Origin of the sequence: Bartonella sp. 11B (assembly GCF_002022625.1) — a bacterium.
Taxonomy (GTDB): domain Bacteria; phylum Pseudomonadota; class Alphaproteobacteria; order Rhizobiales; family Rhizobiaceae; genus Bartonella; species Bartonella rochalimae.
Genome location: NZ_CP019783.1, coordinates 1,376,191 through 1,400,609, shown reverse-complemented (window position 1 = coordinate 1,400,609; position 24,419 = coordinate 1,376,191). Strand labels below are relative to the sequence as shown.

General features: G+C 33.2%; 19 protein-coding genes and 1 tRNA gene. 12 read left to right on the top strand and 8 right to left on the bottom strand.

Features of this window, described 5'->3' with window-relative positions:
- Positions 1–509 precede the first annotated feature (509 nt).
- Positions 510–584 (bottom strand) — tRNA-Gln (locus Bho11B_RS06050).
- A 502-nt stretch (positions 585–1,086) separates the two neighbouring features.
- Positions 1,087–1,881 (bottom strand): DUF1499 domain-containing protein, encoded by a 795-nt coding sequence (locus Bho11B_RS06045; RefSeq protein ID WP_035007003.1) that lies wholly within the window; start codon positions 1,879–1,881, stop codon positions 1,087–1,089.
- Positions 1,882–2,273: 392 nt separating this feature from the next.
- On the opposite strand from Bho11B_RS06045, the gene Bho11B_RS06040 reads away from it, so the two are divergent.
- Positions 2,274–3,314, top strand: a complete 1,041-nt coding sequence (locus Bho11B_RS06040) for an outer membrane protein (protein ID WP_245289100.1) — start codon at positions 2,274–2,276, stop codon at positions 3,312–3,314.
- Between the two features lie 2,249 nt (positions 3,315–5,563).
- Entirely contained in the window at positions 5,564–6,166 is a 603-nt protein-coding gene (locus Bho11B_RS06035) for a superoxide dismutase (protein ID WP_078673904.1), read from the top strand.
- 81 nt (positions 6,167–6,247) lie between these two features.
- Here the strand turns inward: Bho11B_RS06035 and Bho11B_RS06030 are convergent, their stop codons facing one another.
- Positions 6,248–8,341, bottom strand: coding sequence for a S9 family peptidase (locus Bho11B_RS06030; RefSeq protein ID WP_078674160.1), 2,094 nt, complete (start codon positions 8,339–8,341; stop codon positions 6,248–6,250).
- A gap of 520 nt (positions 8,342–8,861) precedes the next feature.
- On the opposite strand from Bho11B_RS06030, the gene Bho11B_RS06025 reads away from it, so the two are divergent.
- Positions 8,862–9,299, top strand: a complete 438-nt coding sequence (locus Bho11B_RS06025; RefSeq protein WP_035007008.1) for a MucR family transcriptional regulator — start codon at positions 8,862–8,864, stop codon at positions 9,297–9,299.
- Between the two features lie 105 nt (positions 9,300–9,404).
- On the opposite strand, the gene Bho11B_RS06020 is transcribed toward Bho11B_RS06025, so the two are convergent.
- Together Bho11B_RS06020 and Bho11B_RS06015 are read right to left on the bottom strand one after the other, a co-directional pair.
- Complete coding sequence (locus Bho11B_RS06020) at positions 9,405–9,815, bottom strand: SufE family protein (protein ID WP_035007009.1); 411 nt, start codon at positions 9,813–9,815, stop codon at positions 9,405–9,407.
- Positions 9,816–9,946: 131 nt separating this feature from the next.
- Positions 9,947–10,306 carry a DUF5330 domain-containing protein gene (locus Bho11B_RS06015; protein WP_078673903.1) on the bottom strand — a complete coding sequence of 120 codons (360 nt, stop codon included), beginning with the start codon at positions 10,304–10,306 and terminating at the stop codon, positions 9,947–9,949.
- A gap of 1,142 nt (positions 10,307–11,448) precedes the next feature.
- Here Bho11B_RS06015 and Bho11B_RS06010 point away from each other — a divergent pair.
- Positions 11,449–11,739 carry a hypothetical protein gene (locus Bho11B_RS06010; RefSeq protein ID WP_153300814.1) on the top strand — a complete coding sequence of 97 codons (291 nt, stop codon included), beginning with the start codon at positions 11,449–11,451 and terminating at the stop codon, positions 11,737–11,739.
- Positions 11,740–12,221: 482 nt separating this feature from the next.
- Here Bho11B_RS06010 and Bho11B_RS06005 read toward each other — a convergent pair whose 3' ends face one another.
- The 3 genes from Bho11B_RS06005 to Bho11B_RS05995 are packed head-to-tail and all read right to left on the bottom strand — an operon-like array spanning position 12,222 to position 15,520.
- Positions 12,222–12,761 (bottom strand): hypothetical protein, encoded by a 540-nt coding sequence (locus tag Bho11B_RS06005; RefSeq protein WP_078673901.1) that lies wholly within the window; start codon positions 12,759–12,761, stop codon positions 12,222–12,224.
- Positions 12,754–13,347, bottom strand: coding sequence for a DUF1214 domain-containing protein (locus Bho11B_RS06000; RefSeq protein WP_035007017.1), 594 nt, complete (start codon positions 13,345–13,347; stop codon positions 12,754–12,756). The genes Bho11B_RS06005 and Bho11B_RS06000 overlap by 8 nt, the downstream gene beginning before the upstream one ends.
- Positions 13,348–13,357: 10 nt before the next feature.
- On the bottom strand, positions 13,358–15,520 hold the full coding sequence (locus tag Bho11B_RS05995; protein ID WP_078673900.1) for a transglycosylase domain-containing protein: 2,163 nt from the start codon (positions 15,518–15,520) through the stop codon (positions 13,358–13,360).
- Between the two features lie 585 nt (positions 15,521–16,105).
- Here Bho11B_RS05995 and Bho11B_RS05985 point away from each other — a divergent pair.
- From Bho11B_RS05985 to Bho11B_RS05950, 8 genes are all read left to right on the top strand, one after another.
- Positions 16,106–16,774 carry a response regulator transcription factor gene (locus Bho11B_RS05985; protein ID WP_078673899.1) on the top strand — a complete coding sequence of 223 codons (669 nt, stop codon included), beginning with the start codon at positions 16,106–16,108 and terminating at the stop codon, positions 16,772–16,774.
- Positions 16,771–18,180 carry an ATP-binding protein gene (locus Bho11B_RS05980; protein ID WP_078673898.1) on the top strand — a complete coding sequence of 470 codons (1,410 nt, stop codon included), beginning with the start codon at positions 16,771–16,773 and terminating at the stop codon, positions 18,178–18,180. The genes Bho11B_RS05985 and Bho11B_RS05980 overlap by 4 nt, the downstream gene beginning before the upstream one ends.
- A 205-nt stretch (positions 18,181–18,385) precedes the next feature.
- Positions 18,386–18,805: a hypothetical protein gene (locus Bho11B_RS05975; protein WP_035007026.1), complete on the top strand. Its 420-nt coding sequence runs from the start codon at positions 18,386–18,388 to the stop codon at positions 18,803–18,805.
- Between the two features lie 158 nt (positions 18,806–18,963).
- Positions 18,964–19,653 (top strand): tetratricopeptide repeat protein, encoded by a 690-nt coding sequence (locus Bho11B_RS05970; RefSeq protein WP_371326051.1) that lies wholly within the window; start codon positions 18,964–18,966, stop codon positions 19,651–19,653.
- Positions 19,654–19,806: 153 nt separating this feature from the next.
- Complete coding sequence (ccmE, locus tag Bho11B_RS05965; RefSeq protein ID WP_035007030.1) at positions 19,807–20,304, top strand: cytochrome c maturation protein CcmE; 498 nt, start codon at positions 19,807–19,809, stop codon at positions 20,302–20,304.
- Positions 20,294–22,258: a heme lyase CcmF/NrfE family subunit gene (locus Bho11B_RS05960; RefSeq protein ID WP_035007032.1), complete on the top strand. Its 1,965-nt coding sequence runs from the start codon at positions 20,294–20,296 to the stop codon at positions 22,256–22,258. The genes ccmE and Bho11B_RS05960 overlap by 11 nt, the downstream gene beginning before the upstream one ends.
- Positions 22,255–22,683 (top strand): cytochrome c-type biogenesis protein, encoded by a 429-nt coding sequence (locus tag Bho11B_RS05955; RefSeq protein WP_035007034.1) that lies wholly within the window; start codon positions 22,255–22,257, stop codon positions 22,681–22,683. The genes Bho11B_RS05960 and Bho11B_RS05955 overlap by 4 nt, the downstream gene beginning before the upstream one ends.
- Positions 22,684–22,898: 215 nt before the next feature.
- On the top strand, positions 22,899–24,404 hold the full coding sequence (locus tag Bho11B_RS05950; protein WP_035007035.1) for a Do family serine endopeptidase: 1,506 nt from the start codon (positions 22,899–22,901) through the stop codon (positions 24,402–24,404).
- The last annotated feature ends 15 nt before the right edge of the window (positions 24,405–24,419 follow it).

The window sequence follows — 24,419 nt, the reverse complement described above, 5'->3', positions numbered from 1 at the left end:
TATCGATATTGTTGATAGTAACTTGATCGATTTAAAGCAGTGGTTTCATTCTAAAAACGAGCAGATTTTTTATAAACAACTCATGAAGGACTATAAATTTATACCATTTAAAATTTACTCAAACTAATTATTATAAAAATAAGTTTCACCCTTTTTGACCTTGTATTCGAGTGATAGTGTTATTTCCTTCAATAATTTCGTCTGGAATAGATATAAGCTTTTATAAATTGGCTGGGGCGAACTTTACTCTAAATTCTTGATTGAACATCATAAACTTTTTTTCATATAAAACTATAAGGTATTAGCTTTGCTATCAGCAAGTTCATATGATTTAAATAAAGTGCACTAGGTGTCTTCAATAATCTTATTGATTGGTTTTTATATTTATATTTGTATCGTATATGATTATGCAATCAGCTAGAAGTTGTAAAAAAATGCAACGGAGATCAGCAATCGAATTGTAAAGAATCAAAATCTGAATTTTCAAATATAAATATTTTAGGAAAAATTGGCTGGGGTACCTGGATTCGAACCAGGGAATGCCGGTACCAAAAACCGGTGCCTTACCGCTTGGCTATACCCCAAAAGATAAAATAATTACGCTAGCGTTCGCGCCTTATAACGATTTTTACAACTGTACGCAATATGCGAAAGCAGAAGTACTCACTTTTTCTGCTTATAAAAGCTTAATTCTGTCATTATATCATAAAATATATTACTAGCTTTTAAGAAAATGACACTAAAAAACTAATTTGGTGTACATTTATAAATATCACATTCTCCTTACAGTCATGATTTTAATACCCAGTATCTATTAATAGTGTAAAATTCATAGATATCTATGTTTGCGAGCATATACAAATCAAAAAAATGTCGTATTTTTCAAGAATTAAAACATCGTAAAAATCGATAAAAATACCATTGCGGTAATTATAATTATAGAAATTATTCAATTGTAAAGCTTATAAAATAATTTATCACGACATGAATTTAAAATTGTAGAAAATATCCCAATTATCTATCTTTCCTTATTCTTATATCAAAATAATAAAAAATAATTATTTGCTTTGAAAATTTAGCCATATCTTATAATTTTAATTCATCGTTTGAAGAAAAAGGAATAGAAGCTATTTCTGTATCAAGTGCGTCCATAAAAGCGATGATGAAAGCAGCATTTGTACCAAAATCTCTTGGCAGATGACGCGAAGTGGCACGCATATCAACAAAAGTTGTATTCCCTTCATCTGTTAAGCGAATTACAATATCAGAAACGAAATTTAGGCAAATAGTTTTTGCTATTGTTGCAATATAAAATTCGTTATCTTCGTTCTTGATATTTTGTTGCGCCAGTACCGGCCAGCCACGAGCTGCTAGGACATTAAAAACTGATTTACGAATATGATCAGGTGAGCCGTCATAACGACGTCCCGACATTTCTGGCCATTGTGACATTTGTACTTTAGCTTGTTTACTCAAATCATTTTTGAAAGGAAAAGAATTACTGGGACGTAGAGTACGGAAAAAAACTGGTGGTTTCTGTGTATCAGTAGAAACGTCATAAATAGCTGGCAAGGCAAACCACCATCCAGTAGATAGTATCAGCGGTGTGGCAGTGATTAACGAAAAAATGATACCTTTCAGCGCTTTCATTCCACCTCGGGTACCATACGTCCATAAACTATAGAGCGCTTTGATAGCAAGAAAAAGAGAGAGGAAAATACAACAAGCAGAAAGGATTATCAAAACGATAAAATCACTTATACGAAGCATAGAATAGCGTTGTAAAAGTGTTGAGAATAATAAAATAAGAAATGCCAATCCACTGAAACGAGGAGACCAGACCGCTGCCCTTGAGGTGAGCGAAACATATTCCTTTTTCATGAAACATTTTTCCCAAAAAAGTACTCTAAACAAAATCTTCTTCAGATTTTATGTTTAATGATATAGGTAAATAAAGCACTCACTTTTGAAATCAAGAGCACTTTAAGCGATATACATTTTCAGTAGTTAAAGCTAATTTATTTTTCTGAATAATAATCGATTTGTTTTTAAATAGAGTCATCTCTTATTTATGAATTGCCAGATAAATGAGTACTTAGGCTTCGTAAAAAAATCAATGAAAGTACTTTGATTTTAATAGGGAATTTATGTTTGATCAAAATATTTTATAGACAAAAGAAGTATATTTGCAATCATGTTATTTTTATTATGGACTTTTAAAGCTAATAGTAATATACCATAGCGTGTTTTATAAAATTTGAGGTTTTGTGTATATGAACATAAGATATTTAATAACAGTCTCTGTTTTAAGTTTGAACTTGCCTTTTGGAGCGCAGGCTGGCGATACTGCAGTTCCTTCAGGTTTGAAATCAATTGCTTCTCCTTTTTATTCTTGGGATGGTTTTTATCTTGGAGGACAGGTGGGCAGCTTTTCTAGTTCTATGTCTTTGTTGCATAATAATACTGGTAAAACTGACGAGCGGAATTTAAAAGGTGTATTTTCATCTGGAGTTTCTGGGATTACGGGTGGTTTTTATGCAGGTGTGAACTTTGAGTATAGTAATCGCTTTGTTTTAGGCGTTGATACAGACATTGTTTTCTCTAATAAAAAGGCTGAAAAAGTTTTTGTTGACGAAAAATTTGAGAATCTTGTTCGGTCGCAAGATTCAATACGGCAAGCGACACAGCAATCCACACGGCAAACTACAGGAGCAGATCCACTTATAAGAACGGTGCTAACTTATCCAAATGAGGGAAAAACAGTAGTGTATGATGGAGATGCTGCGCTGCGAGTCAAAGTCCCCGGAAGTGGTAGTGGGCAACCATTAGTGGAAACATCGGTAACTTATCCAAGTTTGGGAAAAACAGTGGTGTATTATGGAGAACAGGCAGGGGATGATCCCTCTAGTGCTTCTTCTACAGGTGTATTGCCATTGCCTTTTGAAGTGTATACTCATACTTTAAAACGGAAATGGCTTGGTGCTACGCGGATGCGTTTAGGTTTGTCGGCTGGTCGTGTTATGCCTTATATTGCTGGTGGTATTGCTTATGCGAAGGTTCAGTTTGTTTCTTCAAAAACAGTTAATATAGGTGCAAGTAAAAACACTGTTCCTATGAGTTCGCTCGATAGTGCCGAAGTAGAAGTAATGGTTGGTTATACTCTTGGTGGTGGTTTTGATTTTGCGATGACTGATCGTATTTTGCTACGCGCAGAGTATCGTTACTCAGATTTTGGTGCAGAGAAATTCAAAAAAGTAGACCTAAAATGCTATAAGGTTAGTGATTTTCGTATTGGTTTAGCTTATAAATTTTAATTTGTTGAAGCATAAAACTACTTAGAAGTTATATTTTTGCGATATGGAAACTCTCTTTATTAGGTTTCTGGTAATGAAAAGTATAATGCAATAAAGTGTTATGATGTGCAGATTTGCTATTCTGATATAGACAGTTTTAGAGGTCTGTCTGGTGTGGGATGGTTAATTTTTAGGATACACTAAGCTTATAAATAAAGCTTAGTGTATCCTATTTGTTTATATTATTTGTAGATTAACATATTCAATTTAAAACTGGATCTGTAAATATTAACAATGAGTGTTTCATAATTTAAATAAATTTAAAAAATGAAATTTTTGTATTTTTACTGTCATTATAGATAAAAAAAATACAAGAATGATTTTAAAAATGTAAGTTTTTACTAAATTTCAGCTGATTTATGAGAAGTGTATCTATATTTTTAGATGTGGAGATATGAGCTCTTTGAATAAGAAAAAAAGATAAAGAGTTTGGAAGCTTTGATTTTTTATTTCTTATATTTTTGTTCTTGATTTGATCTATTCTTGCAGTAATTATCTGAAATATTCTCAAGTGATAGGGGGATAGGAATATATTGATGCGGAAATCGGGTTATTTTTTTGTGCTTACTATCAAAAGAGAATAATAGATTTTAGTTTATGCAATTTGGTTTCAGGATGCAAACTGTTATGGTTTAGTTATGGTAATAGCAGGTAGGAGAGGGTTGTAGCAGAGTTTTTAGTGGAAGGTACCCCATTTTATACCGATATTAAAGGTGGTTTACCTAGGATAGCAAAAGCTGTGGTAATGAATGACAAAATAAAAAGATAAATCTGTTTAAATTGGTCTAAAAACGATAGAAGTGAGCAATAATCTCTTTATTTTCTTGGATTTATAGTGAGAACAAGAGCACCCGATTTGTACAACAATGGCAGATATGAGACTGCTGTTTTTATTGCGTTGATTTAATGAATCCTAGTACATACAGGAAGGTGTACTAAGTATTGTCTTGTGTATTTCTGCTGATGAAGTTTTTGTCTTATTGGCTTGAAAGATCTGCAATCTATGCTTGTTTATAGCGCAGATTGTTTTTTTTCAGTTGTTAGCTCGTTATGGAAATTATCTACATTATTCGTTGGAGCCATAAATGACAGCGTTTTATTTTAGAAATGCAGGGTAGAAATTACTTTTTGGGTGAATCTATTCTAGAATTTTCTAATATTATGCGTATGCCAATTCGTGAGCAGGAAGTCTTAATATTGCAGCAGAAGATAAATAATGTCTTATTCCAAATTTTATTCAATATTTCTTTATGGTTATTGTCAAAACTTTTTGAATAATTTGCAGAAATTGGTGATCTAGAAAAATTGTATTTAATTTTTCTTTGAGTGAAGACATTTAAGTTATTAATAGTGAAAAAAATTGAATAGGTTTTTTGTTTAATTTTTTCAAAAGGCGTTGTGATTTAATTTATTTTACAGAATTCACTGATATTCTAGAAATTATTTTAACTTAGCTTGGGAATTGTCTTCAGTATGTACTTATATTTCATGTGAAGTTAAGCCAGTTAAGAATGCTTCCTCATCTTTTTGTGCTAATCCGTAGTTCGGTATAATGAAGGTAATAGGATAGTTTTATAGGAGGAGCGCTTATTTAATTTAGAAAAAGGAGCAGTTCCATCGGTTGTGCAACGTATATTAATTCATTTTTCATATTCATAAAGTGGGCTAGTAATACAGAAAAAAGTGAGACATTTATTGCTTCTAGTTCTATTTGGAATCAGTATGAATAGGGTATCCATTATGATTCAGCTTATGAGATATGATTAAGATTTAGAGAGAAGAAAACTTTAATTCCTAAAAGTAGTCATTAGCAATCTATTTTGGATGCTGTAATAAAGTAATTCCGAGTTCAATGATAAAAACACACTAGGAAGAGTTTTGGTAAGGGCAGGTACAGAATATTTGCATGGGATGTTAGACAATATTTTACGGTCGAAAACGCAAGATTGAGAGCTGTTAACTATTCTTCTTTTTATCATTTAAAAGTAATTTAATATTTTGGGCGCTGAGTGAATTAGGAATATTTGTCAGAATATGATTGTATTCAAGGTAGTATTTTGACGAGTGATCAGATATCTTTAAAAAATTATTATAATGTATATTATTCAATTGATATCAAACATTATTCGATATTTGCTCTTAAAAAATATTATAAGTATCAAATTAGATTTGGGAGTGGGATTAATAATTAGAATCGAGGAGATTTTTAAATGACTTTTGAATTAGTTGAGTTACCTTATGATTATGATGACCTTTCGCCTTATATGTCACGCGAGACACTTGAATATCATCATGATAAACACCACCTTGCTTATCTGACAAACACTAATAATTTTGTAAAAGATTTAGGCTTAGGGAATAAGAATCTTACAGATCTTATTAAAGAAAGCTTTGGAAAAAATCCTGGTTTATTTAATAACGCAGCTCAGTATTATAATCACAACCATTTTTGGCATTGGATGAAAAAAGGTGGAGGGGGACAAAAGCTTCCTGCAAAATTAACCAAAGCTATCGAGTCTGATCTAGGTGGTTATGATAAATTCCGTGCAGATTTTATGGCAGCTGGCGTTGCTCAATTTGGGTCTGGTTGGGCGTGGGTTGCTCTTAAAGATGGTAAATTAGAAATTATGAAAACACCCAATGGTGAGAATCCTTTAATTCATAATGCGCAACCTATTTTAGGCGTTGATGTGTGGGAGCACTCCTATTATATTGATTACCGTAACGCTCGTCCAAAATATTTAGAGGCATTTGTGGATCATTTAATTAATTGGGATTATGTTTTAGAACTTTATGAAAGCTATGGGTTATAGGAGGAGTGTATAATCCACTATTATTAACAAAGGCTTCAAATTTATAATTTCTGAAGCCTTTTACAGGGTAAAATATTGAAGTTAGCAGTTGTTTTTTCCTACTATTTTTAGAATGTATGCATATATATATGCAATTTCTTCTAATTTTGCAAAACGCCCAGCTGCGCCGGCATGGCCTGTATCCATATTGATACGCAATAAAACTGCATTATCATCTGTTTTTAAATCACGTAATTTCGCTACCCATTTTGCTGGTTCCCAGTACGTTACACGAGGGTCTGTTAATCCTGCAATAGCAAGAATAGGAGGATATTGTTGAGCCTTGATATTATCATAGGGCGAATAGGAGGCAATAAGATTATAATCTTCTTCAGATTCAAGGGGATTACCCCATTCTGGCCATTCTGGGGGGGTTAGGGGCAACGAAGCATCAAGCATTGTTGTGAGGATATCAACAAAAGGAACGTTTGCAATAATACCAGCAAAATCTTGTGGAGCTATATTGGCTATAGCACCCATTAACATTCCTCCTGCTGAGCCGCCATAGGCAATTAGCCGATCATGAGAAGTGAATTTATGATTGACGAGATGACGTCCACAAGCAATAAAGTCGTTAAATGTATTTTTTTTAAAGAAATGTTTTCCTTTTTCGTACCATTCTGTTCCTTTTTCTTTTCCTCCGCGAATATGGGCGATAGCATAAATAAAGCCTCTATTGACTAGCGAAAGTATATTGCTATTGAAATTTGCAGGAATAGAGATCCCATATGCACCATAGCCGTAAAGGAGGCAAGGCGCTTTACCATTAAGATCGGTGGTTTTATGATAAAAAAGGGAGATAGGGATTTTTTCTCCATCACGTGCAGTTGCCATAATACGTTGTATTATATAATTATCTTGATTATGCCCAGAAGGAATTTTTTGCGTTTTTAAAAGGATTTTCTTGCGACTTGTTATTTCATAATCAAAAATCTGATTAGGAGTTGTCATAGATGAATAAGAAAATCGAATAGTTTGGCTGTTGTATTCTGCTGCACCTTGCAAATCTAAAGAATAAGCTTCCTCTGTAAAGGCAATGGAGTGCGTCTGTTTAGTGGCACGATCCATGATTTGTATACGAGGAAGTCCTTCAAATTGTTCAAGCCAAATGAGAAATTCTTGATAGGCGTCATGGAATAGGATGAGACGCCCAAGTTGATGTGGCACAATCTCAGACCAGTGTTCTGATTGTGGTGATATACATGGTGCTACCATAATTTTAAAGTCTTTTGCATTATCTCGATTGGTGAGAATGTAAAAGACATCATCTCCTTCTGTGAGTGAGTATTCAATGCCTTTTTCTCTTTTTCGCACACATTGGGGAGATGTGAAGGGAGCATTGGCAGGAATAAGCCAGATTTCTGATGTTTCATGATCATGAATATTGATATAAATAAAGTCATTCAGCTTAGAACCGCTTACATGTAAAAAAAAGCCAGGATCATTTTCACAAAAAATGAGCTTATCTTGAGCTTGATCGGTATTTAATCGGTGATAGTAAAGCTCTGATGGGCGATGATTCTTATCCATTTTAGTATAAAAAAAGCCTTCAGAATTTGCATCCCACACGATTTGTTCAGATATGTCAGTGATTGTGTCGGTATAGTGAGGTAGTACTTTAAAATTATGAATTTTAGCTGTGTAATATTCAGAACCTTTATCATCGTAAGTCCATGCAGCATATGCATGATTAGGAGATATTTGGACTGAACCAAGTTTAAAATAATCTTTACCGTTGGCCAAAACATCACCATTAAGGTAAACATCTTTTTCTCCACCATTTCTTGGTGTACGAAAATAATGTGGTTGTTGGCCTCCGATCACATAAGAAAAACCATAGGAAAAAGGACCATGTTTTATAGGAACAGAACTGTCATTTTCTTGAATACGGCTTTTCATTTCTGAAAAAAGTAAATCTTGTAATGATTTTGTATCAGCCATTTGATCTGCCTGATAGGCGTTTTCTGTTTCAAGATGGTGTCGGATATTTTTGTCAAGACAGCTGGTTTTTTTTAAAACATCTTGCCAGTTTGAGGCACGCAGCCAATGATAAGGATCTTTGCGGTAAATACCGTGATGAATTTCTTTATGAATAATTTGGGGTGCTTTTGGAGGGAGTATAGACGAACGAGTCATGCATAATCCTATAAAAGGAGTGAAGATTTTCTATGTGTTAAATCAAAGTTATTGAAGTAATTAAATTCCATGCCTAATAGGCCATTATTTATTTGTAAAAATATAACTTAGATAGAGTTTACAATTTATGTACTATATTTTTATTCATGACATTTGTTTTTTATTATTGAAATTAAAAATAATTTCTTAAATTATTTTTTTATTAAGAAAAACTAATTTTTGATACCAAAATTAAAATTGATAGAACTAAATATAATGTATAATGTTATTGTTTAAAATAAAAAGCTATTTTTATATTATAAATTTGCATTCGATATTTCTAGTTCTAAGTTTATGCTTCTTTATTATATAATATGACAACAAAGAGAAGTTTATTTGATTTTTTTGTGTTAATGCAATTTTATAAAATAATTGAATTGACAAAAAAGATTTTTGTACAATATGAAACTTATATGTGTATAATCTCGTTATTACGAGTGAGAATACAATGATGTCTCGGTTAAAATTAAAGGAAACAAGAATGGAACATCGTCCAGTCCTGGAGACTGAAAGCAATTTAGTTATTACGTTGGTTGCCGATATTGTTGCTGCTTATGTGAGTAATAATTCAATACGGCCGGTGGAAGTGCCAAGTTTGATTGCTGATGTTCATGCTGCTTTTCTAAAAGCGGGGAGTATGACATTAGCGGAAGTTGAAGTCGAAAAACAAAGGCCAGCTGTCAATCCAAAACGTTCAATCTTTCCTGATTATCTTATCTGCCTTGAAGATGGAAAGAAATTTAAATCTTTAAAGCGTCATCTTATGACGCATTACGGGATGTTGCCCGAGGAATATCGTGAAAAATGGCAATTAGATAGCTCTTATCCCATGGTTGCGCCTAATTATGCAAAAGCACGTTCAGCTTTGGCTAAAGAAATGGGACTTGGACGTAAAAGCGAAAAAAAGAAAATCAAGTAGTTACGTTATTTCAAGGGTATTATCTAATTTGAAATCTAGAAGTGTTTTTTAGAAAACGTCTTAGTGATAAGGAATTAACGTACTTTTGGGAAAAGAGTCTTGTTGTTATAGAAAGCTTTCGGCACGAATTCGTTTAATCATTGCTTTAAGGCCATTAGATCTTTGTGGTGTTAAATTTTCATTTAAGCCCAGCTTTACAAGCAGTTCCTCAGCATTAGCTACACGGATTTCAGAAGCTTTCTTGCCTGAATAGAAAGCAAGAAGGATATAGATTAGACCACGTACAATATGGGCATCGGAATCTCCTTGGAATGTTAATACTGGATTTTCTGAGTTATCTCGTGAGGAGAAAAGCCATACTTGACTAACACAACCGTGCACTTTGTTAGTATCGTTTCGTTCGCTTTCTGGAAAAGGGGGCAATTCATAGCCAAGCTCAATGACATAGCGATAACGATCTTCCCAGTCATCAAGTTGAGAAAAGTTCTCTATAATATCATCGATCGTTTTTGTCATAATAAACTGCTTTCTTGTTTTCTGGAATATTTTTATGATGCTTCTTGTTGATAGATAATGACCTTATTTTTAATAAAGTTAATGAAAAGTACTGAAAGAAATAAGAGTATTTTTTACAAGGTCATTTTATTTTATTTATTTTCTTTTGGGTTTTTCATACCTGTGCTGGAGTGATCTTCTTGGGAAGATTTCATGTTTTTATTGCTCAATGTATGGTCAAGATATTCATAGATAATTTTTGAACCATTACGTGCACGTTCACCCATTGATTCTAAAAAGGATTTTCCGATTTTACAAGCCTCTATGTTTCGTTCACAAAACATTCCTAAATCATTTATAGTTTCCTTAAGAGCGACAATCATATCTCGTGTTGTTGCATCAGTTTCTTGAGAGGAGGAGGGATTATTATTGTTTTGCTTTGTTGTAAAAAACGAGATGATTATAAAAATAAAAAATAAAAAAAATGCTGATTTTATTAAAAAACGTATCATATTAGACCAATATGCTGCTATTATAAATGAATATGAGGGTAACTTATAATATTTTTGATGCAATATTCATAATACTTAACATTTTATGAAATTGGGCATTCATTTTGAATGATTTACATCGTGAATGATATTATAAAATACATATTTTTGTATTGTATATAAGTGGTATCTTATCATTGTTTTATTAAAAATTTAACATTAAATTTGTCTTTAGATAGGAAGCATTGAGAATATATATCATATGTATTTAAATTAGAATATAAATACGATATAAGAGATATGAATAGTGAGCTCTAATGATTTTTAGATTAATGTGTAGAATGCTGTGTAATTTTTTGCATTGTGCTGTTTTTTATAGATGGTTTTAAACAGAAAAGTACTTTATAATCACTCTCTTCTAAAATGATTAGGTGAGATTTTAGGCTTTTGAAATTAATCGGAAGAGATATAGAAATTTTTAGTAAATACAGTACATTTTTTAATATTATAGCGTAAGCTAGCATTAAATGATAGCTTAAAACCAGATAAGAGGCTGACTTAGCCGTGGTCTTTTTGGGTTATTTTTCTCACTGCTCAAATGATCCATGAGATTTTTATATTTTTTCGAGTGAAATTTTATTTTTATGGCAAAAAAATAATGCAATTAAAAATAATGCAATTTGTTTTAAAAAGGTTGAGTGTTTTTTTTATTATCTTGTAAATTTCAAATACAGCTATAGATGAAGTTTAGGGAGTTATTAAATATTAACGGTATGGGTTGGCATTTGCGTACTATATTATATCTGAAATAAATTGTATTCATTTAGTATTATACAAAGATGTAAATTTATTATCATACTATCTTTTAAAAATGTCTGTTATAAAGCGTATTCTGTGTTTTATGATACAGCTTAATTTGATTTTAAATGTCATCAAATATATGTACAAAATGAATATAATTAAATTAATTCTACAATGCTAATGAGATAGCGATAGAGAAATAATTGTATGAGGTAATAGCTTAGTATGGAATAAAATTCTGTAGAGTAGGGATTTTTATTCGTATGAAGTTCTGTTGAATGTAAGATCAACAGATATAGAATTATAATATAAACATGTTTTTCACTAACTGAAAATCGAAATAATATATGTTAAGTTCTATTATGGTAAATAAACGAAAGAAACGAAAAAAGAAATCTATAAAACAATGGAGTATTACCATAGCATTTTTGGCAGTAATGTTCCGCTTTATTCTTTGGTTAATAAAACAATTTTATCGCCGTGTATGTGCAAATGCTTGTTTAGTTATAGGCTTGTTTATTTTTATTATAAGTTTTGGTTTTTTTTTAATTAATGCATTGTTTTCACAAATAAAAACACACCAGGATGTATTGACTGATATTAATTTAGCATTGGTTTCAGTTGTATCAGAAGATATTATTTTATCTAAATAACCAACAAAAATTTAAGTCGATGCTCATTCCTGTTTCTATTGCAAGTAGTTTACTTAAGATTTATCTTTGCGCTGACTGTAAAGAATTATATTAGGAAGCCTATTGGATACGCAACAGAAATTAGCAAAATTAAAATGATCCATGGTCATTTATCAAGAAATATTTTGTTATAAAGAATTAGAGAGTTATAGTTTTTATTTATTAGGTATAGTGTATTAAAGATAGCAAGTGCTTTAATAACGATATTGAATACTTTACTAAAGAAACTATTTTAAATGTTCTATTTTGATATTATTTAGAGAAAAGAAACTTTATATTCTTTCAGCTTTTATAGAAATCATTATTTGTGTAGAAGATTAAAAGGCTGAAAATGATTTTAAATAGTCAAAAATATTTACATTTGTTCAGAATAGAAAAATTGATCATAAGATTTTGATTAAAATACTGAAGTTGATTTGTTCAGTTAAAGATTAGGACACTTATCATTTATTGAATATACGACAAGTTGCTTTTGCAAGAAAAGATTCACTTTCTTTTTTTTCAAGTAGCGATGGAGTGAATACACGTAAAATAGCAAAACCCTCATTTAATTTTTGAGAGACTAAAACTGAATGAAGGGTATGTTCAATTTTTGATTGTTTGAGTTTTGTTATTTGTAGAGGGCTTCCGATAATGAGATTGAGCTTAGCATTTGGGGCTGTTTTATCATTGAGATTGTAGAAAATAATTCCGTCGTTTGTATAAGCTGATAATGACCAAAATTGTGTTGTTTGTGGAGTGGTTAAGTGAACAGGACCATTGTCTAGATTAAATTTGCAGACTTTAAGAAGAAATAAAGGATCCATTGATTGGCGAATAGGATTATCCGAATTCAGGTCGGCAAATTGATAAGGAGGTCCTATTTTTTCAAGTCGTGTCCATATATTATTTCGTGTGTAATGAGGAATGAACAGTAAAATACAAATATGAACAATGATCGTACTGGTGCCTATAAGAAGAATTGTATGGATGAATTTAAACACATTTTTCTCCTGCTGGAATTCGTTCTACGGAGGGCATCATAGGTTTTCGTAGTTCTGTTGTAGAAATAATTGAAGTGTCATATAAGTTCAGAATAATTCCAAATTCTTTTTTACTCGTTGATGCAAGCCAATTTCCTGTTTGCGGTGTTGGTGAGATATGTATCCGTAATGAACCATCATTTTCATAAATTACGTTGTAAGTGTGGAGTGCAGAAGGAATATTATTTGTTGAAGTGTAAGGTTTAAGGAATTTGTCAGCTAGATACAGAGTAAAGAGACGCGTTTCAGGAATGTGTCCTGTAAGTAAATAATGGCAGTTGGGACGTAGTGGATGTCCCTGGTTGTCTGTCCAAAGTTGGAAAATAAGATTTTCTGGATATCCAAGAGAAATATCACCACGCTTTGCAGTGCGTGCGCGGGTGTAAGGATCAGCTTTAGGTGTTCCTATGTGTAAATAGCTCTTCCATTCTCTAATCTTTAAACTATCAAAATCTATGGCAGTATTAAGCATATAATTAACGCTGAATATTCCAGATATAATGGAAAAAACGAAGATTAAAAAAGTAAAAATGATATTAAAAAACACTGTAGGATACTCAAATTGCATTCGTTGAAGAAAAAATAGTTTTCGTATTTGATAAGGTCATATTTGGTAATTTTTGTAAGTCTTTGTTGATAGAACGTATAGCGTTTAATGTTTCTGGTGAGAGTATTTTAGGCAATTTAGAAATTATATAAGAATTATCATGGGAAGGATTCATTGGTGATTGATAAGGTAAAATAGAATTTTTTACACCATAGAGTGGTTGAAGAACTGTATTTTGGTGTGCACAGAGCATAATGCGATGCCATATCATGGCGGGAATAACACCACCAAAAGCGCGATTCATGGGTGAAAAATTATCATTTCCCATCCATACAGCACCAGTATAATTACCAGTAAAGCCAACAAACCAAGCATCACGGTAGGCTTGTGATGTTCCAGTTTTTCCGGCAACAAGTGACATGGGCAGCGCTGCGCGTTTACCAGATCCTCGTGTGGTAACACCAACAAGCATTTGATTCATATAAGCAGCGGATTGTTCACTGATAACTTGATATGGTTTGTTACCGTTCCGTGTCCAATCCCATATGACATGACCATCTATTGTGCTAATTCGTGTAAAGCCGTGGCGATTTCCAGCTATGCCTCTATTAGCGAAGACATTAAAACCAATTGCTTGATCCATTGGTGTCATATTGGATGTTCCTAATACCATGGTTTTGTGTGATAAAATATGAGAATTAATACCCATATTTTTAATCAAATTTCTGATTGGTTCAGTATTACGATTAAGATATTTGTAAGTAATATAGACGGGTATTGTATTAATAGAAAAGGCTAAAGCAGTTGCTAAATCGACATTGCCGATATAACGGCCAGAGTTATTTCTTGGCGACCAACCATCCCAATGGATAGGTTTATCAGATACTATAGTATCGGGGGATAATCCATGTTCCTCCATGGCAGTTGCATAAACATATGGTTTGAACGAAGAACCAGGTTGTCGACCACCTTGTGTTGCTCTATTAAATTGGCTTTTTTCATAATCAAGTCCCCCAACAATTGCACGTACAGCTCCGTTATTGTCAAGAATAACGGTGGCTGCTTGTGTTGCGTGATATTGTTGGCCATATTGGTATAGATAATATTCGATTGCTTCTTCTGCTGCTCGTTGAATATTTGGATCAAGGGTTGTTTGAACAATTAAGGTGCGGTTTGGTAATTGACTGCTGATTTGACGTATTTCATCAAATGCCCAATCAAGAAAATAATTAGGCTGACTGTTTTGGGCTTTTGTAATAATTTTGGCAGGTTGGCGGTATGCTTTGATAATTTGGCTATCCATCATAAAATTACTGTCAACAAGATTAGATAGAACTATATTTGCACGTGCTTGTGCAGCAGGTAAATTGCTATGAGGAGCATATTTGGTTGGTGCTTTGAAAAGACCAGCTAATATAGCGGATTCTGCTAAGGATATGTTGCGTATATTTTTATCGAAATAAAATTTTGATGCCGCTGCAATACCGAAATTGTTTCCTCCCATGTATACGCGATCGAGATAGAGTTGCAAAATTTGTTTTTTGCTAAGATTTGCTTCTAGCCATAGAGCAAGATAAGCTTCTTTAATTTTACGTGTTATGGTTCTTTCATGTGTTAAAAATAAATTTTTAGCGAGTTGTTGTGTAAGGGTTGAACCACCTTGAACGATAATTTTAGCTTGTATATTTTGTGTAATTGCTCGTATAAGACCGTAAAAATCAATTCCCCAATGATGAAAAAAACGTCGATCTTCTGTTGCAAGAACTGCTTTGATAAGATAATCAGGCATTTCCTCTACAGGGACGGATAGAGCTGGTAAAGCTCCACGGTGTCCAATAGAATTTCCATAGCGGTCCAGAAAAAGAATGGAAAAATTCTTCGATGAATACCAATCTTTTTTTGTTAATTCAAAAACAGAAATACCGATGATGGTGAATAAAGTAAAAGCAATCACCCCTAATGTTAATGTTTCATCGAGAATTTCAACGATACATCGTTTCCATCCTCGTACACGAAAACGTTGCGAAATAAGGGCTGTTCTATTCCAGAAGAAATTGTGACAAATACGGATATTGTAAAGTGTTGTGTCTAGCCACGCATCTAATTCAATAAGTTTAGGGCTATGGAATGGTTTATTTTGTTGGATTTTCTTTTTTTTCAAAAAATCAAACATAAAAAGCCTATGCTAAAGTAATACAATTAAATAATCTGATAATAATTATATGGAGTATAAGAACTTTTTTGCTATAGGCATGGCAAAAAAAGAATGTATTTGAGATTATGATACTTAATTTATCTGAAATATATATTTAGTTTTATATTTTAAAAATTTTTGTTATTTAAATTTCGCATGCCATTAAAAAAAATGAACTTATAATTACTAAAATTTTAATATGATGATATATATATAAAGTTATATTTTTCTTTATGTCATTTAAATTGGGGAAATGAATTAATTTCTTTATTCATTTTTTATTCACATAAAATAACTTATAAAAAATCTATGATGGGAAAAATTTTCTTTTTTGCGATATTCATAGGCCTTATCGGTTTAGATTTTGTTTTAGCAGCTGATTGTATTGAAGTAGGAAAAAAAGTTGCTATGTAACAAAAAGGGACACTAACTCGTTCAACACCGAGTATTCAAGGTGGCAAAAATATGTATGTGGTTGTGATTGTTGTTCCTGCGCATAATGGGGATAAATCACGACGTGTTGAGGTTGTTATTGCTGCCGATTAACTTTTTTCAGGTGTAGTGATGCGTATTTTGATTGTTGAAGATGATCGCGATCTTAATCATCAATTAGCAAAAGCAATAAAAGATGCTGGATATGTTTTTGATAGCGCTTTTAATGGTGAATACGCTTATTTTTTAGGAAGCACAGAGTCTTATGATGCTGTAATTCTTGATATCGGTTTGTCAGGTATGGATGGAATTCAAGTCGTTAAAAAATGGCGTAAAGAGGGATATTCTATGCCTGTTTTAATGTTAACAGTACGTGATCGTTGGTCTGATAAGGTACGTGGTATTGATGCCGGTGCTGATGATTATGTTGTTAAGCCATTCCATTTAGAGGAAGTAATGGCACGGTTGCGTGCTTTAATTCGCCGCTCGACGGGACATGCAACAAATACATTATCTTGTGGGGAGGTGTTATTAGATACTAAAACTTCTCGTGTTTTTATTGATGGACAGTTAATTAAATTAACATCATATGAATTTCGGCTTCTTTCTTATCTTATGCATCATAGTGATAAAGTAGTTTCAAAGACAGAGCTTATTGAGCATCTTTATGATCAGGATTTTGATAAAGATTCGAATACAATTGAAGTGTTTGTAAGGCGGTTGCGTAAAAAACTTGGGGTAGATTCGATTGAGACTGTTCGTGGACTAGGCTATAGAATAAAAATGTTAGGTGATAAATGAGGGCTTTGAAGAATAATAATCGGTTGAAACGGTTATTTTTTTTTGTTGGAAAATCTCTCAGTCTGCGTGTTATGATTTTATCAACATTATGGGCTATTATTTCACTTTCATTTATTTCAGCAGTCAGCATTTTATTCTATCAGCGTTCAAGTGAACAAAGTTTGGATCGTATTCTTTCTTCTCAGCTTTATAGTCTGATTACAGCTGTAACTGTCACACCTGAAGGATATTTGAGAGGGAATCCTAGATTTGGTGATATTCGTTATTCAGATCCAACGTCTGGATGGTATTGGGAGGTATTGCCTGTATCATCTAATCTATATGGAAGATTGGTATCACAATCATTAGGAACTAAAGAAATTTTTTCACCGAGCATTGTTGATATTCCTTTTAATAGTGAATTTTTTCGTTCTTATCGAATAAAGGGTATAGATGGGGAAAACCTAAAAGTTATTGAAAGTGATGTTATTCTTGATAATCAGAATCGTGTTGCTCGTTTTCGCCTTATTGGAAATATTGATGAAGTGCATGGACAGGTAAAAGAATTTGAACAGACTTTACAAATTTTTCTGTGGAGTTTTGGTATAGGGAGTGTTCTTATCAATTTGACTCTTATTTTTTTTAGTTTGCAGCCATTAAGACGAATTCAACAAACATTGAATGATATTCGTACGGGAAAGACTGATTATATAAGTATGGATTTATTAAGTGAAGTTATGCCATTGGCACAAGAAATGAATGCTCTTATTGATAATAATCAACGTATTATTGAAAGATTTCGAACTCAGGTTGGTAATCTTGCTCATTCATTAAAGACACCTTTATCAGTTATCATTAATGAAGTTGATGGCATGACAGGGGAAGCAGCCCTTTTATTGCGCGAGCAAGCTAAAATAATGCATGCACAAATTAATCATTATTTACGACGTGCGCGGATTGCAGCACAGCGCGATAGTATTATTTCTCATACGTCTGTTCGGGAAACACTTAATCGTTTGATTAGGGTCATAAAAAAACTCAATCCTGATAAACATATTCAATTTACTATGGATGTTGATGATATTATTTTTTCTGGTGAAAAAGAAGATCTAGAGGAAATTGTGGGTAATTTGCTTGAGAACGCTGCTCAGTGGTCTCGCACTAAAATCTTAATCTGTTGTTCTTTAGAAGAAAGTTTTGAAGAAATAGCATTCTTTAGTATTGTTATTGAAGATGATGGTCCTGGTTTGACAGAAGAGCAAATTGATAAAGCTTTAAAAAGAGGTCAACGTTTTGATGAAAGTAAGCCAGGAACAGGATTGGGATTAGCAATTGTCTCAGATATGGTTAGTGAATATGGTGGAAGCTTTTCTTTGTCGCGTTCTAAACTGGGTGGATTATATACAAAAATTGTATTACCAAGGTGATAAATATGTTTTCTTTTTCTTGGTGTCTATACCAAAGATAATATCTGTAATAAAAAGCGATATTTTGTATACAGCTTAAGGTAGTAAGTAAAAATATTTTCGTACCTTAATTGTTATATTTATATGTCATGGAGGATATAAATGAAAATTTTGTTTTTATGGTTTTATAGATGTCAGAAAAATTGATGATGAGTTTTATGGTGTCATGATGCAGAAAGTCTTTTTATCATTAATTGGTATGTTGATTGTCAGTTTATCGGGGTGTAGTCATACGTTGAAATTAGATACAAAGGATCTCAATGTAGAAGAAGTTCATTTTGATAAGATTAATAGCATGGGGACTGGTCTCCTTGGATCTTCTTTTACGCTATTATCTATGGATGATCGTTATAAAGTTTTGCAAGCAGAATATAATGCGCTAGAATATGCTGGTGCTGGAAAAAAAGTAAGCTGGGTATCTAAAAAAAGAGGTATTTTTGGTGAAGTAAGTGCAGGGCAATTTTATCAGGTTGGTTCACAAAATTGTCGTCAGTATAGTCACTCTTTTACTCTTAATAGTGTATCTGAAATAGTTTATGGTAGTGCATGCCGCAATGCTGATGGAAGTTGGGTGCCTCTTATATAAGTGCCACAATAAAAGCATGAAGGAAATTGGTTGTAGTTTTTTGATTTCCACATAGGTGTTAAAGTGATATGCTATTATCAGTCTTGGTTGCATTTTTTTTAATTTTTTTAACAATTATTCTTTTTTTGTTTTTTTATTGTGGAACAAAACAAAAGAAAATGTCTTCTTTCAACCTTGATCAAACTCAAAACTGTGAGAGTGAAACTAATTTTCAACGTTGTACTTTTGATGCAGGAGGTGTGCGAAGACTTTATAAATATTCAAAAAGTTTTTGCGCACTTATGGTGCTAAGTGTTCTATTTATTTTTTTTGTAACATGGGGTGTTTATAGTCTGACGGGTAATCCAGGAGTCAAAAGTTATTTTTTTAGTGAATTGATGGAGAAAGATCCCAATACGTTAAATGAGCATGAAAAACTTATTCGTTTAGAAGTGCTTTTTTTTCGTATGCCTCATGATGGAAAGGTAGCAGATGCATTGGCAGTAGCGTATCTTGAGGCTGGTCGTTTTCAAGATGCTGTGAATACCTACTTATATGCACTTCATTTAAATGGAGAAACAGCTCCAAGGCTGTTAGGATATGGTTTAGCGTTAGTTAATTATGAAGGAGGAATAATTACGCAAGAAGCACAGGATATTTTTCAGAAGGCTGTTAATTTAGCACCAAAAGATTTTTATCCTCATTTACTTTTAGCAAGTGCTTTTCATCAATCAGGTCAATCTTCTCAAGCGGTTCAGCTTTTACAAAACTTCCTTAATCAGACACCTAAGAATATTAAAGGAAGATCACGTATTGAAGAAATGATTATTCAGTTGCGTAGTGTTTCTGATGAGCAAGATTTAGATTAATTTATAATTGCATAATTGGGTGAATTTGTTCAGAAATAGACAAAATACTTATAATCAGTTTTACTTATATAAAAGAATGTGCAAAACTCTTTCAGTACACAATAGGGCATGTATACAATACACATTAATGAAAATATTTTTCATGAGTAGGCCATGAACAGTGCACCTTTAAAGGATTCTTTTTCACTTGAGCTTGTTTTGAAGACGCAAAAAAAAAATAGACTACTTATGGTTTTATCATGTCTTTTTATTATAGCAATTGTTACCGGTTTCATGTTGTATATGATCCGTAATACAGTCAATTTTTTTCGAATGCCATCTGAAATTACAAGAGAAGATATTTTAACGGGTCGTTCCTTACGTTTAGGTGGTTTTGTTGAAAAAGGAACTGTTGAATACAGTGGAAATATGCAAGTTACCTTTTTTGTAACTGATAATCTAAAACATGAAAAGGTTATTTTTACTGGTATATTACCGGATCTTTTTCGCGAAGGACAAGGCGTTATTGTGGAAGGATATTTCAATAAACAAAGAATTTTTATAGGTACGCGTATTTTGGCAAAACATGATGAGACTTATATGTCTAAAGAAATGGCTGATCGCGTAAATAAATGTCAGAATATGAAGGGACAATTCGATTGTGCTCGTTGAATTGGGTCATCTTTTTTTAGCGGCAGCATTGGCAGTTAGTTTGTTGCAGGCATTTTTACCAACTTTTGGGGTTTTACAAAAAAAGCGTTTATTGATGCAATTAGCAGTACCGCTAACATATATCATTTTTATATTATTGCTCTTATCTTTTTTGATTATTGTTTACGCTTATATTGTATCTGATTTTTCTGTTCTTAATGTTGTTGAGAATTCTCATTCAGAAAAGCCAATGCTTTATAAAATCGTTGGTGTGTGGGGTAACCATGAAGGATCAATGTTATTATGGGTTTTGCTTTTAGCCTTTTTTAGTACATTGATTGCATTATTTTCTCCACAATTACAAGAACAGTTTAAAGCATTAGTTTTAAGTTGCCAAAGTTGGATCATAAGTGCTTTTCTTTTGTTTATTCTCTTTATGTCTAATCCATTTGTACGTGTTCATTCACCGGTATTGCAGGGAAATGATCTTAATCCTGTGTTACAGGATATTTCTTTAGCAATTCATCCCCCACTTCTTTATTTGGGCTATGTTGGTTTTTCGGTTTGTTTTTCTTTTGCAATAGCTGCATTGATTATAGGATATATTAATAAGATTTGGGCTTGTTGGATACGACCATGGGTTTTGCTTGCATGGATTTTTTTGACAATTGGCATTACCGTTGGGTCTTATTGGGCTTACTATGAATTAGGTTGGGGTGGTTACTGGTTTTGGGATTCAGTTGAAAATGTTTCATTAATGCCTTGGCTTTCGGGAACTGCTCTTTTACATTCGGTGATTGTTTTTGAAAAACGAAACTTATTGAGAAGCTGGACCTTATTTTTAGCTATTCTTACGTTTTCTCTTTCTCTTATGGGAACTTTTCTTGTTCGTTCAGGTCTTTTGATGTCTGTGCATAGTTTTGCTGTTGATCCAGCACGTGGGAAGGCAATTCTTGCTATTTTGTTTTTTTTCACGGGAGGAGCTTTTCTTCTTTTTGTTATACGGATGCCTATTTTGAAAACAGGGGGACTTTTTCATCCAATTTCGCGTGAAGGTTTTATTATTTTAAATAATTTACTTCTTACAACAGCAACAGCCACAGTTTTAATTGGTACACTCTACCCTTATTTTTTCGAGGCATTAACAGGGCAAAAAATCTCTGTGGGTGCTCTTTTTTTTAATCTTACATTTGGATCTTTAATGATAGTACTTTTGTTATTTGTTCCATTTGGCACGATGATGGCTTGGAAACGTAGCGATTTTTTTGCAGTTTTTGAGCGATTGTGGTGTGTTTTTGCACTGGCTTGTGTAGCGTGTTTTATAACATTTTATGTAGATTCTTTACGTGATATTTTTGCTGCTTTAGGGATTGGATTAGCAGTTTTTGTTTTTTTGGGTGGTTTGGCTGATCTTTGGAACAAAAGTGGTTATCATAAGGTGTCTTTTAGGGTTCGGGTTAAGAGATTTTTAGGATTACCATTATCTGTTTTTGGTGCAGCGTTGGCTCATATGGGATTAGGAGTTACATTATTCGGCATTATTTGGGTTGCAACTTTTGGGCAAGAACGTATTTTAATTATGCAAGTAGGAGAGACAGTTACGATAGCTGATAAGACTATTCGTTTTGATGAAGTTCATAATATTGCAGGTTCGAATTATTCAGCGATACAATTCGATTTTAAAATATACGAGAATAAAAATGTGATAAGTAATGTGACAGCATCGAAACGTTTTTATTCAAGCCAAAATAGATCGACGACGGAAGTTGGTATTCAAAATCATGGCTTTTCTCAGTTTTATATTGCTCCTGGTCGTATAAATGATCAAGGGCTTGTCGTGCATATATGGTGGAAACCGTATGTGATATGTATTTGGTTTGGTGCGTTCATGATGGCGATAGGAGGAGGCTTTTCTCTTTTAAATCATTGGATGCGTGTAGGTTGGGTGCAATCGATTATAAAGGGATCAAGATGAGGAAGCTTTTCTTTTGGATTTTTACATTCTTTATTCTCATTTTTTCTATGCAATTAGTGGGAGCGGTAGAGCCAGATGAGATTTTAATGGATCCAATACTCGAAGGGCGCGCGCGTGATATTTCATCCTATTTGCGTTGTCCAGTTTGTCAAAATCAAACAATTGATGATTCAAATTCCTCCTTAGCACGTGATTTACGTCTTTTAGTTCGTGAGCGCTTGAAAGCAGGTGATAATAATCAGCAGGTTATTGATTTTCTTGTTGAACAATATGGTGAATTTATTTTACTAACACCCCCATTTAATAAAACAACATGGTTTTTATGGTTATCACCTCTGATCATCATTATTATTGGTGTAAGTTTCATTTTATTTCGAATAAGGTGGGCAAGCAGAAAAACACCCATTTCTTTTGATGCTCATTAATAGAAGCGATTCATAATATTGTTGAAATTAAAATGGATATTATATGGATAAAGAAAAGTGAGGGATTTAAACGGATAGTTTAGATTTATTTCATCTGAATGTTATTTATCATCAACTTTACAAAACTTTAATAATTTAGACAGAAAACAGTAATATTTACTGTTTTATTGTTAATTACAGTATGGTTAAAATATTACTGAGTAGGAGCATAAAAAATGATCAGATCAAATTTTCGTATGATGTTAACAGCAGTAAGTTGTTCTGTATTTTTAGCAAGTACGATGTTTTTTACCGGATCAAGCTTTTGGGTGACAAATACCTATGCGAATCCTGTATTTGTTCCTTCAGTACAACAACAAGGATTTGCAGATGTTGTATCTAAAGTAAAAGCAGCTGTTGTTTCTGTGCAAGTGAAGAGTAATGCTAAGAAAGAAGAGCGTTTCTTTAGTAATTTTTTTAGCAGTCCAGGGATTGATCAGTTGCCAGATCAACATCCTTTGAAAAGATTTTTTAAAGATTTTTATAATCATGCTCTTCCTAATAATAAGCCTTTGAATCGTTCGCGTAAATTTCGTCCTATTGCCTTTGGATCTGGCTTTTTTACCTCTTCTGATGGTTATATTGTTACCAATCATCACGTCATTGCGGAGGGAACGAGCTATGCTGTCATTCTCGATGACGGTACAGAACTTGAGGCAAAACTTATTGGAGCAGATCCCCGAACTGATCTTGCGGTATTAAAAGTAAATGATAAACGGAAGTTTCCATACGTTGATTTTGCAGATGATTCGACAATCCATGTGGGAGATTGGGTAGTGGCTGTCGGGAATCCATTTGGCCTTGGTGGAACTGTAACAGCGGGTATAGTTTCTGCGCGTGGACGTGATATTGGTGCTGGTGTTTATGACGATTTTATTCAGATTGATGCTGCTGTTAATCGTGGTAATTCTGGGGGGCCAACGTTTAATCTTAATGGACAAGTTGTTGGAATTAATACAGCAATTTATTCTCCCTCTGGTGGGAATGTTGGTATTGCTTTTGCTATTCCTTCAGCAACAGCAAAACAGGTTGTGAAACAACTTATGGAAAAAGGTTCTGTTCAGCGAGGTTGGATCGGTGTGCAAATTCAGGCTGTTACAAAAGAAATTTCTGATTCAATTGGTCTCAAAGAATCTAAAGGTGCTTTAATTACTGATCCGCTCAAAGGGCCAGCAGCAAAGGCTGGCGTTAAAGCAGGGGATGTAATTATTGCAGTTAATGGCGAAAAAATTAATGATGCACGTGATCTAGCAAAGCGTATTGCAAATACTAAGCCTGGAGAAACTGTTACTTTAGGAATTTGGAGATCGGGTAAAGAGGAAAGTATTAAGGTTAAGCTTGATTCCATGCCAGCAGATGAGGGACAGCGAGAAAAAGGAAAATATTCAAGTGAACATGGTAATTCAGATGAAACGTTAGAAGATTATGGTTTGATTGTAGCTCCTTCTGATGATGGTGTAGGATTGGTTGTAACGGATGTGGACTCAGATGCAGATGCAGCTGATAGGGGAGTACGTCCTGGTGATGTCATCGTAACGGTTAATAATAGGCCTGTCAAAAAAGCATCTGATATTACTGATGCAATCAAAGATGCAAAAAAACTAGGGAGAAATGCGATATTGTTACAAGTGCGAACAAATGATCAGAATCGTTTTATTGCCCTTCCAATTCTAAAAAAATAACATTTATAAGAAGTG